Source organism: Vibrio cholerae ATCC 14035 (genome assembly GCF_000621645.1).
Classification (GTDB): domain Bacteria; phylum Pseudomonadota; class Gammaproteobacteria; order Enterobacterales; family Vibrionaceae; genus Vibrio; species Vibrio cholerae.
In genome coordinates this window covers 32,514-47,511 of sequence record NZ_JHXR01000020.1, presented here as the reverse complement: position 1 = coordinate 47,511, position 14,998 = coordinate 32,514, and the positions used below count along the sequence as shown (strand labels likewise).

At 46.1% G+C, this 14,998-nt stretch carries 14 protein-coding genes; 6 read left to right on the top strand and 8 right to left on the bottom strand.

Annotated features, from left to right (window positions below):
* Window positions 1-222: 222 nt before the first annotated feature.
* The gene (locus T411_RS0112085; RefSeq protein WP_001132215.1) at window positions 223-1,965 is read right to left on the bottom strand and encodes a bifunctional metallophosphatase/5'-nucleotidase; all 1,743 of its coding nucleotides are present in this window, start codon (window positions 1,963-1,965) and stop codon (window positions 223-225) included.
* Between the two features lie 262 nt (window positions 1,966-2,227).
* On the opposite strand from T411_RS0112085, the gene T411_RS0112075 reads away from it, so the two are divergent.
* Window positions 2,228-3,859: an ATP-dependent endonuclease gene (locus T411_RS0112075; RefSeq protein ID WP_000549956.1), complete on the top strand. Its 1,632-nt coding sequence runs from the start codon at window positions 2,228-2,230 to the stop codon at window positions 3,857-3,859.
* Window positions 3,860-4,082: 223 nt separating this feature from the next.
* Here the strand turns inward: T411_RS0112075 and T411_RS0112070 are convergent, their stop codons facing one another.
* Window positions 4,083-4,580: a DUF1097 domain-containing protein gene (locus T411_RS0112070; RefSeq protein WP_000105488.1), complete on the bottom strand. Its 498-nt coding sequence runs from the start codon at window positions 4,578-4,580 to the stop codon at window positions 4,083-4,085.
* Window positions 4,581-4,756: 176 nt separating this feature from the next.
* Complete coding sequence (locus T411_RS0112065; protein WP_001270755.1) at window positions 4,757-5,662, bottom strand: LysR substrate-binding domain-containing protein; 906 nt, start codon at window positions 5,660-5,662, stop codon at window positions 4,757-4,759.
* Window positions 5,663-5,878: 216 nt separating this feature from the next.
* Here T411_RS0112065 and focA point away from each other — a divergent pair, with 216 nt between their 5' ends.
* Window positions 5,879-7,330 (top strand): formate transporter FocA, encoded by a 1,452-nt coding sequence (gene focA, locus T411_RS0112060; RefSeq protein ID WP_001271452.1) that lies wholly within the window; start codon window positions 5,879-5,881, stop codon window positions 7,328-7,330.
* A 107-nt stretch (window positions 7,331-7,437) separates the two neighbouring features.
* Here focA and T411_RS0112055 read toward each other — a convergent pair whose 3' ends face one another.
* Window positions 7,438-8,007 carry a YceI family protein gene (locus T411_RS0112055; RefSeq protein ID WP_000753197.1) on the bottom strand — a complete coding sequence of 190 codons (570 nt, stop codon included), beginning with the start codon at window positions 8,005-8,007 and terminating at the stop codon, window positions 7,438-7,440.
* Window positions 8,004-8,549: a cytochrome b gene (locus T411_RS0112050; protein ID WP_000797822.1), complete on the bottom strand. Its 546-nt coding sequence runs from the start codon at window positions 8,547-8,549 to the stop codon at window positions 8,004-8,006. Before T411_RS0112050 ends, T411_RS0112055 begins: the two co-directional genes overlap by 4 nt.
* A gap of 387 nt (window positions 8,550-8,936) precedes the next feature.
* Here T411_RS0112050 and T411_RS0112045 point away from each other — a divergent pair, with 387 nt between their 5' ends.
* The 4 genes from T411_RS0112045 (at window position 8,937) to T411_RS0112030 (ending at window position 12,115) form a co-directional block, all read left to right on the top strand.
* A complete protein-coding gene (locus T411_RS0112045) occupies window positions 8,937-9,572 on the top strand; it encodes a hypothetical protein (protein ID WP_000923231.1) in 636 nt (211 codons plus the stop codon).
* A gap of 395 nt (window positions 9,573-9,967) precedes the next feature.
* Entirely contained in the window at window positions 9,968-10,765 is a 798-nt protein-coding gene (locus T411_RS0112040) for an EAL domain-containing protein (RefSeq protein WP_000244529.1), read from the top strand.
* 132 nt (window positions 10,766-10,897) lie between these two features.
* On the top strand, window positions 10,898-11,278 hold the full coding sequence (locus tag T411_RS0112035) for a hypothetical protein (RefSeq protein WP_000903487.1): 381 nt from the start codon (window positions 10,898-10,900) through the stop codon (window positions 11,276-11,278).
* Between the two features lie 162 nt (window positions 11,279-11,440).
* Entirely contained in the window at window positions 11,441-12,115 is a 675-nt protein-coding gene (locus tag T411_RS0112030; RefSeq protein ID WP_001912377.1) for a DedA family protein, read from the top strand.
* Between the two features lie 215 nt (window positions 12,116-12,330).
* Here the strand turns inward: T411_RS0112030 and tatA are convergent, their stop codons facing one another.
* The 3 genes from tatA to T411_RS0112015 form a co-directional block, all read right to left on the bottom strand.
* Complete coding sequence (gene tatA / locus T411_RS0112025; RefSeq protein ID WP_000508976.1) at window positions 12,331-12,573, bottom strand: twin-arginine translocase TatA/TatE family subunit; 243 nt, start codon at window positions 12,571-12,573, stop codon at window positions 12,331-12,333.
* Between the two features lie 199 nt (window positions 12,574-12,772).
* Complete coding sequence (locus T411_RS0112020) at window positions 12,773-13,465, bottom strand: response regulator (protein ID WP_001083606.1); 693 nt, start codon at window positions 13,463-13,465, stop codon at window positions 12,773-12,775.
* The gene (locus T411_RS0112015) at window positions 13,455-14,948 is read right to left on the bottom strand and encodes an ATP-binding protein (protein WP_000258672.1); all 1,494 of its coding nucleotides are present in this window, start codon (window positions 14,946-14,948) and stop codon (window positions 13,455-13,457) included. The genes T411_RS0112020 and T411_RS0112015 overlap by 11 nt, the downstream gene beginning before the upstream one ends.
* Window positions 14,949-14,998: the final 50 nt, after the last annotated feature.

Below are 14,998 nucleotides of genomic sequence, written 5' to 3'. Positions count from 1 at the left end.
GATAGATAAGGGCGGACCATATCCCCACCCAAGCCACTACCACTAATGTATCGAACCAATCTCGGCTTAACATGTTCTCCCTCCCCTTGCTCAGCAATATTGAGCAAAAACTAGGCAGAACAAAGCAAGCTGTATGCCAACCTACTTGATCAACTTAGTGTTGACGTGACATCCAAACCATTTGCAGTCACAGATAGGCAGCAAGGCAAAGAGATATCCGTTTTAATGATGGTGGCATTCACAAGCATCATGCGCTTCAAAAGAGAGCAAGGAGGGGCAGTCCGACAGCAGCTCAATAAAGGCATCGGCCATAGAAACCTGTGTCACCATGCCCTCTCCTTCCATATCAAGCAGCGCATCATAGCCTTCTTTGCCTTTCATGGTATAAGCGGAAGAGGTTCCCCAGTACAAAGCTTCAGAATCCACCGCTTGCCACTCACCCTCTAATTGGATCTGCAGTTGTGTAATGCGATGACCTATGGGCTTATCCGCTAAGTATTGATAACGCAGGTGATGGCAATATGGATAGCTGCCTGAGCCTGTTCCTTGCACGCCATTACTGAGCGCGTTATTGATCGCACCTTCCAGAGCGCGTGCGATCACTTCCCCTTTCACTTGGTAAACGCCGATCGGCACGGCAAATGGCAAAAGCTTTCCTGCCACATCGGCAACTGAGATGCTACCCGGCAAAATTGACGTACGGACACCACCCGCATTATGGATAGCAAACTGAACGTCTAGCCCACGCTTATTCAATGCATACACAAATGCTTTCGCGACCAGAGGGGCAATCTCACTGCCACCTTCAGCATCCGGTATGCGCAAATGGCGTAAAGTGCGATCCGCATGAGCGATAATTTGTTGTTGCAGTTGACGTACTTGGGGTATGTATTTCTCCTGCAATAGACTTTGCACCACAGGATCTTTTTTACACACCACCACATTCGGATGGTTATCCACTTCATCACGCGCTTGACTATAACGCTCACTGATCTGCTCTTGGCTCATGCTGGCATCAACAAACATCCGACGCCCGAGCAGTAGCTCATTCCGCCCTTCAAATCGGGTCACCTCACCATTGGCGGCAAAATCAATCTGACAATGGCCAAGAGTAAGCGCGTAAAATCCAGCTTGAACGATATAGGTGTGATTGATTTTTAAGCCATATTCATCTTGACTGCCGAGTCCAAGGGCTGAGAAATCACCTTGTAGTACATGGCTATGCCCCCCCACAATCACACTGATCCCAGACACTTGTTCCGCTAATGCAATGTCACCGTCATAGCCTAAGTGACTCAGCAAAATGATCTTATTGATGCCGTGTTGGTGGATTGCCGCAATCGTCTTTCGTGCCGTCTCGATGGCGTTCACAAACGGAGTATCACTGTCTGGGGTGGCAATATCGGCCATCTTATCAATCGACAGGCCAAAGATAGCAATTCTTTCACCCTGCGCCTTTTTCTCAATCCAGCGTGCATGGCCCTGAAGCGCATCATAACTGTAGACTTTAGGGTTGCTCCCCAAACGCAGCGATTTGCTGTCTCGTTCTTGTGATAAATCCCAGTTGCCCGCCAACAAAGGAAATTGAATGCGCTGCGCGAATTGAGCAACAGGATAATTTCCCATATCCAATTCATGATTACCGATGGCCATTGCGTCTAACTTGAGTGCATTGAGCATGTCGGCATTCGCTTTACCTTTGAACAGCGAAAAGTAGAGTGTTCCTTGGAAACAGTCTCCCGCATGTAAAAACAGAAATTCGCGCTGCATGCGCTGCGCATCATCGCGTAATTGAGCAATACGGGTTGCAATTCGAGCAAAGCCCCCAGCACTGACAAAGGGTTTTAAAATGTCCGCATCATGTTCCAGCGTCAGTTGTAACGAGGTAGGTTCAAAGTAGGAATGGGTGTCATTAATGTGTGCCAGCGTGATCGACGCTGGCTGATTTTTTCTTCTCATAGGCATACGTCTTCTCTCTTTTCCACTCCTATCCTAGCCCGCCGATCATGACAGAATCGTGACTTTTATGAAACCTCTCTGAAATTTTAGTGACGCTAAATAACTTATGTCACATTTTCTTGGCCTTATTCATTACAAAAATGTGAACTCTGGTTTGAAAAACCAAGCTTAACACCCTGCTTATATTGGGTTTTTCCTTTATTCTTAAAGAAAACCTCATAAGATAGCCCACACTATAGGCACTGGTGAGGAATCTAAGGAGCAGCCTATGCATTTAGAGCGAATTGAAATCGCTGGTTTCCGTGGCATCCGCCGACTATCACTGACCTTTGATGAAATCACCACACTGATTGGAGAAAACACTTGGGGTAAATCGTCTTTGCTGGATGCCCTATCGGTAGTATTGCCTGCGGATGGCACTCTGTACCCATTCACCCTGCAAGATTTCCACGTTGATTACTCTATTGCTGATGCGCAGACGCAAAATTTGCAGATCATCCTTGTTTTCGCCGCCAGCGACCTCCATGAGCCCAAGGCTGGGCGCTATCGTAAACTCAAACCACTTTGGCAAACCGATGAACAAGGGGCGCAAAAAATCATTTATCGGATCAGCGCCTCAAGGGTCAAATATGACATCAGCACTCAATACGCTTTTCTAGATTTAGAGGGCAACTCACTCACTCTTCATCACTCAGAAAAATTGGCGCAAGAGTTGATGAGTTTACATCCAGTGATCCGCTTAAAAGATTCTCGACGTTTTGAAAAATCGCTCGCCAATGGTAACGGCAAGAATGCTCGTGTCGAGAAACGGATCAGCAATACGTGGCGACGTTTAATGGCGACGCCCGGACACGTTAACAAAGGCGAGATCCGCAGCAGTTTGAGTGCAATGAACTCTCTGGTTGAGCACTACTTTTCGTTCAAAAGTCAAAGCCGGAAAAATCCGCGCCGCGAACGCGACAGCTTACTGTATGCGGCCTCTCCGAGTGAAAAAAGCCTCAGCCAAATCATTCATGAAACCAAAAATAAACAGACTAAGCTGCTACTTCTTGGTTTACTCAACGCGTATTTACAAGGCAAAGGACCCAAAGAGCTGCGCCGCTGCGCTCGGCCGATTTTGATCATTGAAGATCCGGAAGGTCGTTTACACCCTACACACCTTGCCCGAGCTTGGAGCTTTTTAGATTTGCTCCCCATGCAGAAAATTCTCACCACCAACAGCAGTGATTTACTGGGGGCGGTGCCTTTGCATTCGATTCGTCGTTTGGTGAGAAAATCCGATCGCACCATTGCGACCTCCGTTTCGCAACGCAGTTTAAGTCGAGATGAGTTGCGCCGCATTGGTTTCCATATCCGCTTTCACCGCTCGGGAGCGCTCTTTGCTCGCTGCTGGCTGCTGGTTGAAGGTGAAACGGAAGTGTGGCTATTTAACGAACTCGCCCATCAATGCGGATACAACTTAGCTGCAGAAGGTGTGCATATCATCGAATTTGCTCAATCAGGGCTAAAATCCTTAATCAAGGTTGCACGTGCGTTTGGTATTGACTGGCATGTGGTGACCGATGGCGATCCTGCGGGGAAAAAATACTCGGCGACCGTACGAGGATTACTGGGACATGATCAAGAGCGACATCGCTTAACCGAATTGCCCGATCGAGACATTGAGCACTTCCTTTACTCGCACGGCTTTGAATACTTCTTCAAAGAGCTGGTTAAAATTCCTCATGACCACCCGATCCCCGCCAAAAAAGTGGTCTCTAAAGTTCTGAAAAAACACGCGAAACCGGATTTGGCTTTGGCGATCGTTTCACATTGTGAAAGCAATGGAACAGAGTGTATTCCTGTACTCCTGCGCTGGACGTTAAAACGAGTCATCACAATGGCAAACGGCAATACCTAGGATTGGTAAAGGTTTTCATCTACACAGGGATTAAATCTCCCTCACCTAGCTGGGGGCTCTTACAAAAAAGCCACACAAAGTTGTGTGGCGGTATCTAAATTCTTTCGATACGAATTATCAGGGGTACTCTTTACCAATCGTTTTTTACCAATAGGCTTTTTTCTTTCACCTATCGCTTTTCTGCCAATCGTTTCTGAGAAAAGTTTCACACGGACCTTCACGCTTAGCGAGAAGTCATTTCGCTCACGATGGTCGTTTGTTCAGCGCGAGGTTGCTTGAGCTTGTGATGTAACCAAAGACCACTGGCTTTCATCAGATAACCAAACACACCACCGAGCATTAAAGACGGGATCACCAATTGCCAGTTTCCTGCAGCAGCAAAGGTTGCGCAGCAACCGATAAAGGTACCTGGGATATAAGCCAACCAGGATTTTTGCGCTTGGATACACATGATAAAAGCCACTAAAGCCGTCACAACGTAACCGATAATCTCAATGCCAACCCATTGACTGGCATGAATGATCACCATTGCCCAGAAAACACCCGTTAGGTTGGTTAATAAGCTCTGACCTAGCCCTTTCAAGCCATCTTTAGGGGACGCAAAGTAGCTCGTGCAGCCAAGAAAACCAGCCCATGAGAGCAAGCCGAGTGACACCGCAATCCATCCCCAAACACCAGAGAGAATTCCTGTGGTTAACGCAATAGCAAACAGAGTGCTCATATCCGCCTCATACATGCTGAAAAGTTTTCAGCCTTGGTGAATTAAGGCGACATGCTAACCGAAGAAAACGGGAATATTAGTGATTAAAATCACAATAAAATGATAATGAAAATCTTCATTACATTCATTTGGTGACGCAACCGATAAATCAACAGATTCAGGAAATATGATACCCCTTATAAGATGCTCGGTTTTCCTTTCATCATGCGTAATCCTTCACGTTTAATGCACTCAGCCAGCGGGTTTTCTTCCATATCTGCACGCCAAATAAAAGAGAGAGTACGCTCCATATTGAGCTCCGGCACATTCAGTGCAACCAGTAATCCACTTTCGATAAAGCGTTCAACATCCAAATACGGTAGGCAAGTCAAATAAGGGCCATTGGCCACCAACGTGCGTAACACAGGAACATGTTCATATTCGCGCCAAACATCTAAGTCTGGGATTAACGGATGGATCACACTATCAAAAATATTGCGAGTCCCTGCACCTTGCTCGCGCAGAACCCATTTCGCCTGTTCAAGCTGAGCAAGACTGACCGATTCACGTTTCGCAAATGGATGATGTGCCGAAGCGACAATCGTTAAGTGATCGCGACACCATACCTCTTGATAGATGCGGTTGTCATCGCAGCGTCCTTCAATAATCCCAAGATCGTATTTATAGTCGAGAACACCTTCGATCACTCCCTTGGTACTTTTCACGCCCAATGAGATGCGAATCTCAGGAAAGTCACTATCAATAATACTGATGAGATCAGGCACCAAGTGTTCCGCCGGGGTTTGACTCGCACCTAAGCGAATCTCACCACTTAAGAGGTGTTGATCATAAAAGCCCATTTCAATCTGCTGGGCATCTTGCAGTAAACGCTTTGCTTTAGGGCGTAGCCACATGCCCCAATGGGTTAATGCCATCTGTTTACCTTGTCTTTCAAACAGAGGACGTCCGAGCATTTTTTCCAACTGAGCTAAAGACATGCTCGTTGCTGATTGAGTGAGCGCCAGTTTATCCGCAGCCTGACTGACACTGCCACAATCGGCAACTGCATCAAATACTGCTAATTGCTTTAATGAATACCGCACTGCCTATCCTATTCTTTTCATTCACTGTTTTGCTCCAGATGAGCAAACGGTTTCATTTTACGCTTCATCCCTACCATATCAATAGAATTGATGTGGTTTTTAAAAATTATCAATTTTACCTTTACTCCTTTGTCCCCCTAATCTGATGGCGTAGCAACGCATAAGGTGTTGTGTACTAAACGGAGGTAAACATGAAATTGAGTTTGGGGAGCGAATATGTCTGCAGCCTACTCTAAAAATCAAAACTGCTTTTCACCCACGGAAATGATGGCAGAAGCAGAAAAGTTCGCACTGAGTAAAGCGAAAAAAACCAGCGGCATGATCTTAGGTCTTTCGGTTATGGCGGGCGCTTTTATCGGTTTGGCTTTTCTGTTCTACATTACCGTCACCACAGGCAGCGCTTCTGCCGGCTGGGGATTGAGCCGACTGGCGGGTGGTGTAGCGTTCAGTATGGGGCTGATTTTGATCGTCATCTGCGGTGGCGAGTTGTTCACAAGCTCTGTGCTATCTAGCATCTCATGGGCAAATCGCGAAATCAGTTTTGGAAAAATGCTCTCTATCTGGGGCAAGGTGTACGTCGGTAACTTTATCGGTGCCATTTTTCTACTGCTTTTGGTGACAGCGGCTGGCCTTTACCAGCTTGATGAAGGCCAATGGGGTTTAAATGCCCTCAATATTGCGCAGCACAAACTTCATCACACCACAGTACAAGCTTTTGCTTTAGGCATTCTATGTAACCTACTGGTTTGTTTGGCTATTTGGCTGACCTTCAGTTCAGCGAATGCTATGACTAAAGCGGCCATGACCATCATGCCTGTCGCGATGTTTGTTTCTAGCGGCTTTGAGCACTGTGTGGCCAATATGTTCATGGTTCCACTGGGTATTGTTATTCAAAACTTCGCACCAGACAGTTTCTGGCAACAGGTTGGTGTGACAGCCAGCCAATACAGCGATTTGAATGTCACTCAATTTATTACGGCGAACTTAATACCGGTCACGCTCGGCAACATTGTGGGTGGTGCCGTGCTGGTTGGCCTCGCCAACTGGAGCATTTACCGCCGCCCTCAGTTAAAAGCCGCCAATGTTGTCACGATTACGGAAACTCAAGCACTTACGTCAGTCAAGGAAACTCTTATGAAAAGCACAATTACAGTAAAAGATATGATGAACACTCAACCTGTTACCCTCAGCGTTGAGATGACCACTCCAGCCGCGATCGACACCCTACTCGACCACCATTTGTCCGCTGCTCCAGTTGTCGATATGCAAGGTCGCTTGGTTGGTGTGCTCTCTAGTCACGATGTAATGGTTGATCTCTGGTGCCAAGACTACTTGCCAAGCCAAGACCAAAAAGTGGTAGATCTGATGACTCGTGATGTGATTGCGATTGATATCAACGACAAGCTGGTGGATGTTGCGGAGTTCTTCTGTATCGATAAAGAACAGCTATTCCCAACCACAAGCATGGGCATTGCCACTCGCTTCAACGCTCTCTCATTAGAAGAACGCGCCAAAAGCATCAAGGTAAACAAACCACATATGCTGCCTGTTCTACACAATGGTCAGTTAGTGGGAGTACTGGAGCGTAATGATGTGCTTGAAGCGCTGCGCCCAATTTATGGTGAACGGGTAAGAATTGTCAAAGATAAAGCGTTGGCTCGCGCTTAACTCTCATTTTGGTTAGGAAATAAGTCGCTTGACCAAAAGCAAGCCCCCAAATTCTGGGGGCTTTTTCTACTCATCTGAGCCATCAATGAGTAAGAGATTAACATCGATTATTTTTGAACGCCTTCCACATGCAGTTCCATATCGACATAGCTAGAAGCACCCATCACTTGAATGCCGAAATCTTTCAGCTCAAGACGGGTCGTACCCGCAAAGCCAGCACGCTGACCACCCCATGGATCTTGCCCAGCGCCGATAAACTCAGCATTGATCACGATAGGTTTAGTTTGACCATGCAGAGTCAAGTCACCTTTCACTTCAAGCTGACCATTGCCTTTATCAACCACTTCGGTGCTCTTGAAGGTCGCGGTCGAGTATTTCGAAGCATCGATAAAATCTGCGCTGCGAATGTGCTTGTCACGCTCCGCATGGTTTGAATCTAGGCTGCGTGTATCCACATTCACCACAACACTCGAAGCGGCAATGTTGGCAGGGTCGTAAGAAAACTCACCATCAAATTTATTGAAACGTCCCTTAATGTAGCTATAACCCAAATGATTCACTTTGAAGTTGATTGAAGCATGCGCGCCTTTTGTATCAATCACATAGTCAGCGGCATTAGCTGCAAATGGGATAGATATGACTGCAGCAAGACCAACTGCCATTAGTGTTTTTTTCATTTTGATGCTCCTGTCAGCATTTTACGTAACGTGTTATCACGGTTAATAAAGTGGTGTTTAAGTGCGGCGACGGCATGCAGCCCCGCCAGTATGATTAAGCCCCAAGCCGTATAAAAATGGATATTGCCTGCGATATCCGCTTGGTTTTCAAATAGAGCCCCCGCCCCAGGTACCGTAAACCAGTTGAACACCTCAATACCTCGACCATCTTCCGTTGAGATGAGATACCCAGAGACAAAAAGAACAAACAATCCAACGTACATCAAGTGATGAGCACTTTTAGCCGCTACGATTTCCCAGCGCGCGCCTTCAATTTTCGGAGATGAAGAAAACGCTTTCCAAATCAGACGAAATAACGTCAAACCTGCCAGTAACAAACCTACCGACTTATGCCAGTGTGGTGCTGTGCGGTACCATTCACTGTAGTAAGAGAGATCCATCATCCAAGTGCCAACGGCAAACATCCCGATAACGACCAAAGCAGAAATCCAATGGATACTGCGAGTGACCAAGTTATAGTGTTGGCTGTCTGAATTTTTCATTACGTCATTGCTCTTATCGTGTTTCAGTTACAGGGTTGTAGCTTATTGGTTAACAATTATTCTCGAAAGAGTATTTACCAATTTTTACGTTGCGCCTAGTCAATCCATCTGAAGAAGTACATCAAAAAATTAGAACGAACTTTGACAGAGTATAGACAACACTCGCCATTTATGGCTTTTCACGCACCTTGAAAGAGTCATATCAGTAAAGAAGGTTCATGACTGAGTTGTAACAAAACGTGAATTTGGTAATTCATCGAACAGTACCAAGCGGACTAACATTTACCCACCAGAAAAGCGCTAGAGATCAAGAAGTCACCGTTTCCTGCTAGTGACAAAGTGTAACTGTGATAATCTTGTTTAGCTTTTGTAAGGGAGAACAACATCTTGCTACTGGATATCGTCACGCAAAGTGTCAATGAGTTTCAGGTGGACTGCCTCAGATTATGTGAGAAGCATTATCCAACCATTCATAATCAAGGAATGAGTGAACACCATTTAGGGTTAGCTTTTGCAAGACGCCTTGCCAGAACGTTGAGTGAATTTGGTCATCCTTGCGAATACGCCCCCATCGAGTCGACCTATCAACGCGATTTACCTCATCATTTCAGAGTATCCAGTGACGCGGGTACGGTATGGATTTTGACTCATCATCTGATGAGTGCGGGTAAAGCTTGCCGAGTCAAGTTAATGCGCGACATTAGCCAGTGGAAACAAGAATACGCTTATGTGATTCAGCCCAATGATTTACTGCTGCTACTGAGCGATCACTGGATGGGACGTAGTCGAAAAAGTCGTGAACTGCTCCATTGGTGGACCGGACAACTGCCAGATGAAATGGAGGAATACCATGCTCAAGGGATCGGGTTACAGGAAAGTGATTCGCAATTAACCCAAACGTTGGAACATTACTATCAAATAAGTCCCTGTTTCATCAAATTCGGGCACCCACTGAAGCGTTCTAAAAATCAGCAACTGGTTCGTAAATATGTACAACTTTACGCCGTGTTACAGTGGAGCTAATCGTTTGCTCGACGAATGATCTAGACGGATTTCTATTTTTTCCCGCCACAAAAAGTGAGCTACGTCGATATTTGTAAAACCTTTTTACGCACACTCTACAATCAGATTTATTGAACACCGCAATATGACAGCTTGATGTATTTTACCTGCATATTTATGTGATCCTCGTCATCCATCCATAACATAATGTAATTTAAGGTGTTACTTAAGTAATGCCTACTTTTGATTGAGACTGAATAAAGCTTAATTTAGCTCAAAAATTCATTTTTATGACTCATGCTATCGTGTGACAGCAAGATTGACAGAATGAACGTTTCGCCAATAACATGGCGTGCGTCAAAAGTCTTACTTCAGGGAAACATCACGCTGTTTTTGTTCAAGGATGCTCAATTTGTATGGTTCTGACTGATAAACAACAATTTCTCGACTGCATCCATTACGATGAAGGCGGCGAGTATTACGCGAGATATAACGGATTAACCTTGCGCAGTGTCTTTCAACCCATTTTTGATAAGCAACATCAGGTTGTGGGTGCTGAAGCACTGGTTAGGATTTTTACCCAGCATCATACACAAATCCGGCCCGATCTGTTTTTCCATTCTGAAACCTTCGCGGATGATGACAAACTTAATGTGGAGCGCTTAAGCCGAGCCATTCATATTCGTAATTTCAGCCTTTCCCCCTACCGTGATACCCGACTATTTCTCAATGTCTTACCCGTTGCCGGTGAGCAATTTGCTTACTGTGATATCAGCTCTACCTTGCTTGCAACTCGACTGGCCGAGCTTAATATTCCACATCATCGCGTGGTGATGGAGTTGGTTGAAATTGAGTCTGGGGATGAATGCATGCTGCAAATGGCCACCGAAAAACTCGTCGCCAATGGGTTTCAAATTGCGATTGATGACTTCGGCTGTAAAGCATCAACCCCAGAGCGGGTCGCCATGCTGCGCCCCAATATCATCAAACTGGATAGACAGTTACTGCTCGATTTTATGGCTGGTGATTGCTGTGGATTGCTGGCAGGTGTTCAGCTAGCGCAAAAAACGGGCGCACATACGGTTGTAGAAGGTATCGAAACGGCGGAGCAACTCGCTGCGATGCAAAAACTGGATATTAATATGTACCAAGGTTACTACCTCGCTTTACCAAAAGGGATTGCCAAAACCGCTAAGGTAGCAAATGCAAACTAAATACTCGTCAAGATAGGGGCATCAACGGTAAGTAAACTTCCAGCGAATATCGTTGCGGAATGTGTCTCTAACCTTTACACCTTAAACAATACACAGCATACTCGCTGCGTCTTTGCGAGAGGTTAACCTGTCATGTTGCATGTAGTAACATCACTGTTGAGTTTTATTTTGCTCTGTGCAGCACCTTTGCTGCATGCTGGTGATGCGCATCGAATTATTGACCCAACCTTAGAAAAGCAACTACAGCATCACACCGCTCACACATGGTTAGCCAAATTTGCGCTGCTTCCTAATCGCCAGCAAGATTACCGCACATTATTAAGAGCAGAACCTGAAGAAAGAGAAGATTCGACGTTCACACCGCATTTCAGTGCAGCCAACGAGACGTTCTCTTTCACTTTACGCCACTATTTTCTTTATCCCAGTCAGCGTTTCTTCCAGTTGACGACACTCAATCATGCTCGTAAAGCATGGTTATTTTCCAATCTCTACTCCCGTTACGCGCACGCTTAGCCACACCTCTTTTCTCGTATTCCAATGGGTTGTTGCTACTGAGGTGTAGCGCGAGTTAGTGTGCCATGTCTATCCAGAGATAAGCTCTGTTGTCACGACGCCCTCTTTGTAAGACCACTCATGCAGAGCATTTTTACCTTCATCATAAAAGAGGATCACCGTTTGGATTCCGTACTCTCTATTTTTAGTGCGCTTTGGCATCACGATGCCTTCGCCCTACAAAACGTTAATTTACTCTTGCTGTATTTCTGCCTAGCGCTACTGATTTTCTTGGAAAGTGGTTTCTTGCCTGCTGCGCCACTGCCTTGTGATAGTGTCATCGTACTGAGTGGCTCGCTCGCTGCAACTGGTGTATTGCAACTGCACTTTGTGCTTATTACCCTATTCCTCGCGGGCTGGTTGGGTAGTCTGGTGGCTTTCTACCAAGGCTCTCAGCTCAAACACTGGCGAATAATTAACAATTGGTTAGTGAAAGTTCCAGATAAACAATTAATGACGACCGATAAACTGATGCGTCGCTATGGATTAATTGCTTTATTTTTTGGTCGCTTCTTCCCTGTAGTACGCTCTTTGCTCCCTATGGTGATGGGATTACGTAATAGCGTTCAGCCGCTACGCTTTCTCTCAGCGTCAGCCATTAGTGCCCTATGCTGGGTTTTATTCTTGGTTGGCGCTGGCTTTGGTATTTCACTGTTACCCACTAAGCTCGAACAATTTGCGACCAAGCTACTGATGATCGCACCGATCTTCACACTGATTCTGGCCTTACTCACATTTGCCGCCAGCGCCATACTCAAAAAACGCGAGCGTAAAGTGAAAGTCACGGTAGAAGATTGAAAGTCTCAAAGCGGCTCGGTATGCAGAGCCGCTTTATAAGTATTCCCCAATTAAAGCGCCAACATAGACAAATGCGAGCATCCGGTTAACTAAAGGATGTGAGTCATCGTCACTTTTTCCTAGTCGCTTACGTCGAGAGACGTTTCATCGATTTGAACATAAAAAAAGGGGCTCATAAGAGCCCCGCAAATGCGATGGTATTGAGAATGGGAACATTATGAGTGGCGCTGAGAATCAGAAGAATGGGACGGCTCTTGCTCAATAGCGAAGCTGAAGCTGTCGACAGATTCCTCGGTCGTTGATGACTGAGTCGTCACTTCGTCACTGCGTAACGCTTTTTGAAAAGAGCGAATCGCATAACCCGCATCTTCACCTATGGTTCGCAATTTCTTAGTGCCGAAAATCAGCGCAACAATACACCCCAAGATTAAGAGCTTACCCACACTGATTCCACCCATGTTGTCCTCTGCTTTTTACAATGTGTGTTTACCAAGTAGATTTCAGACCATGCAAAGTGCACGTAAACAATCCCACTAAAAGTTCACGCCTTACCTGTCCTTAACCTGTGAAGCAGTGTAGCGAACCCTGTATAAATCGGTTGTATGGATCAGGCATACATCTGTATAGATTTTATAAAGATAGTTTTATTTTACATGTCTATTTATCCACTAAACGGTAACCAACCCCATTTTCTGTCAAGATGAAGCGCGGTTGCGCGGGATTGTCTTCCACTTTATGGCGTAACTGAGCCACATGGATGCGCACATAGTGATGATGTTCGACATAATTGCCGCCCCACACTTCTTTTAAGATCTGCTTGTGTGTGAGCACCTTACCCATATTTTTTGCTAGCAATTTCAAAATGTTGTATTCGGTTTTGGTCAGTTTTACTGGCTCTCCATCCTTGGTGACTTGCTTTAACACAAGATCCAACACCAGATCCCCCAATTCAAAACGAGTTTGCTCTACACTTTCAGTGCTCGGCGCTAAACGCAGCGCCACCCGAATACGAGCCATCAGCTCTTCACTGCCAAAGGGTTTAGTCAAATAGTCGTTCGCGCCAGCATCCAGAGCTTGCACTTTATCCGCTTCTTTTTCTCGGGCAGAAATCACCATGATTGGGGTTTGCGTCCATGCTCGCAGCTCTCTCGTCAAACTGATGCCGTCTTGATCTGGCAAGCCTAAGTCCAACAGGATCAAATGCGGATTCCAATTCGCCACCAGATGCAGCCCTTGCTCTGCCGTGCTGGCCACTTTCACTTGATACTCATAACCAGAAATAAGCACAGTCAAAAACCGTTGGATTGGCGCTTCGTCTTCAATAATGAGGATCTTAATTTCACTGTTCATACAGTTCCTTTAAATTGTATTGGCGGCAAGGAATCGTCACCGTAAAACATGCGCCACCAGACTCTCGATTATGTACTCGAATCGAACCTTGGTGAGCCGCAACAATCACTTGGCAAATCGCCAAGCCAAGCCCCGTTCCATCAGCATGATTGCCTTCCACACGATAAAACCGGTCGAAAATTCTAGGCAATGCCTCATCGGGGATGCCCGCGCCGTTGTCCATCACCGCCAGCGTAAACTGCTGATCTTGATAAGCACAAGCGATCTCAATTTCGCTGCCTCTAGGTGTATATTTTGCAGCATTTTCCACTAAGTTAATCAACATCTGTTCAATCAGTAAGCTATCAAGCTCAACCAACATCGGTTGACTCTCAATCTGTACTTTGTGATGGGTTAATCGCGGTGCTAAGCGACTGAGCACCGTTCCAATCAACTCCTCCGGTTCAACCCAATCTAACTTAGGTACTAGCGCGGTTGCCGTATAGCGGGTGATATCGAGCAGTTTGGTCAAACTGCGATTTAACCGCTCGCCTTGCTCAGCAATTGACGTCAGCAGCTCTTGCTGGGTTTCCGTCGAGAGGTGAAGACTCGGATCGGTTAAAGTGGTAGCAGAGCCAATGATCGCGCCAAGCGGCGTTTTTAGATCGTGCGAGACAGACGCGAGTAACGTTGTGCGCGTACTTTCCAGCTGTTTTTCCGCTTCCACATTGGCCAAGGTGCGATGCGCATGAGCCCTTGCTAGAGAAAGAGTCAGAAGAGAGCGTACCCAAGGTGCGATTTTAGATTCACGCCGCAACGCCTCTGGAGATGCGAAGCGATCATGGGGATAACGTAGGAAATAAATGACACCAAGGGTTGTCCCACGATCCACCAAGGTGAAAGCATTGATCTGCTCATCTTGCACCAAGGTTGATGTGCTATCAGTCGAAAGAGGCTGCGGTAGTTCAATTGCTGCAACGGGGAAATCAGGGTGCTGCGCCGCCCATTGCCACTGCAGTTGGTATAGCGCGATCGCACTGACTATCCCCTTCTCTTTACTTAAAAATTTGACGGTGGCTTGAGCAATGTCTTCACTGGTACTGAGTGCAGAAAGATGGCAAGCAAGTTCATAGTACTTCTTGTGTTGCTGCTGCAGGCGCTTATTTTTCTCTATTTGCTTGCGCTGAGCCTGTGTTATATTCACCGCGAAGATCCCACTAAAAGCTAACACCGCATAGGTAATCACGTACTGCGCATTCTCAAATCGGAACGATTGATAGTCTGGTAGCAGAAAGTAGTGATAATCGATGATGCTTAATCCCATCATCAAGTAAGCGTTGCGCGGTTTGAGTACTGATGCGCTCAAGATATTGAGCAGCAAAAACAGCATAGCCACATCAGTCTCAATCATATCTTTGCGGTACATCACACCCACGACAGTGACCATGGCGTAAAGCGCCACCAGAATCAGCGCTTTGTGTGCTTCATTAAGTCTTGTCACCACTGCTTCTTAATCCTGTTAGTTCGTGATCTCGTCACCTAGGTGGCCGGATC

Bases quoted from the DNA above. Each gene is read 5' to 3' on its own strand.
- T411_RS0112070 (WP_000105488.1), bottom strand. From the start codon at position 4,580: ATGAGCACTCTGTTTGCTATTGCGTTAACCACAGGAATTCTCTCTGGT.
- T411_RS0112040 (WP_000244529.1), top strand. From the start codon at position 9,968: ATGGTTCTGACTGATAAACAACAATTTCTCGACTGCATCCATTACGAT.
- tatA (WP_000508976.1), bottom strand. From the start codon at position 12,573: ATGGGTGGAATCAGTGTGGGTAAGCTCTTAATCTTGGGGTGTATTGTT.
- T411_RS0112085 (WP_001132215.1), bottom strand. From the start codon at position 1,965: ATGCCTATGAGAAGAAAAAATCAGCCAGCGTCGATCACGCTGGCACAC.
- focA (WP_001271452.1), top strand. From the start codon at position 5,879: ATGTCTGCAGCCTACTCTAAAAATCAAAACTGCTTTTCACCCACGGAA.
- T411_RS0112020 (WP_001083606.1), bottom strand. From the start codon at position 13,465: ATGAACAGTGAAATTAAGATCCTCATTATTGAAGACGAAGCGCCAATC.
- T411_RS0112075 (WP_000549956.1), top strand. From the start codon at position 2,228: ATGCATTTAGAGCGAATTGAAATCGCTGGTTTCCGTGGCATCCGCCGA.
- T411_RS0112055 (WP_000753197.1), bottom strand. From the start codon at position 8,007: ATGAAAAAAACACTAATGGCAGTTGGTCTTGCTGCAGTCATATCTATC.
- T411_RS0112035 (WP_000903487.1), top strand. From the start codon at position 10,898: ATGTTGCATGTAGTAACATCACTGTTGAGTTTTATTTTGCTCTGTGCA.
- T411_RS0112050 (WP_000797822.1), bottom strand. From the start codon at position 8,549: ATGAAAAATTCAGACAGCCAACACTATAACTTGGTCACTCGCAGTATC.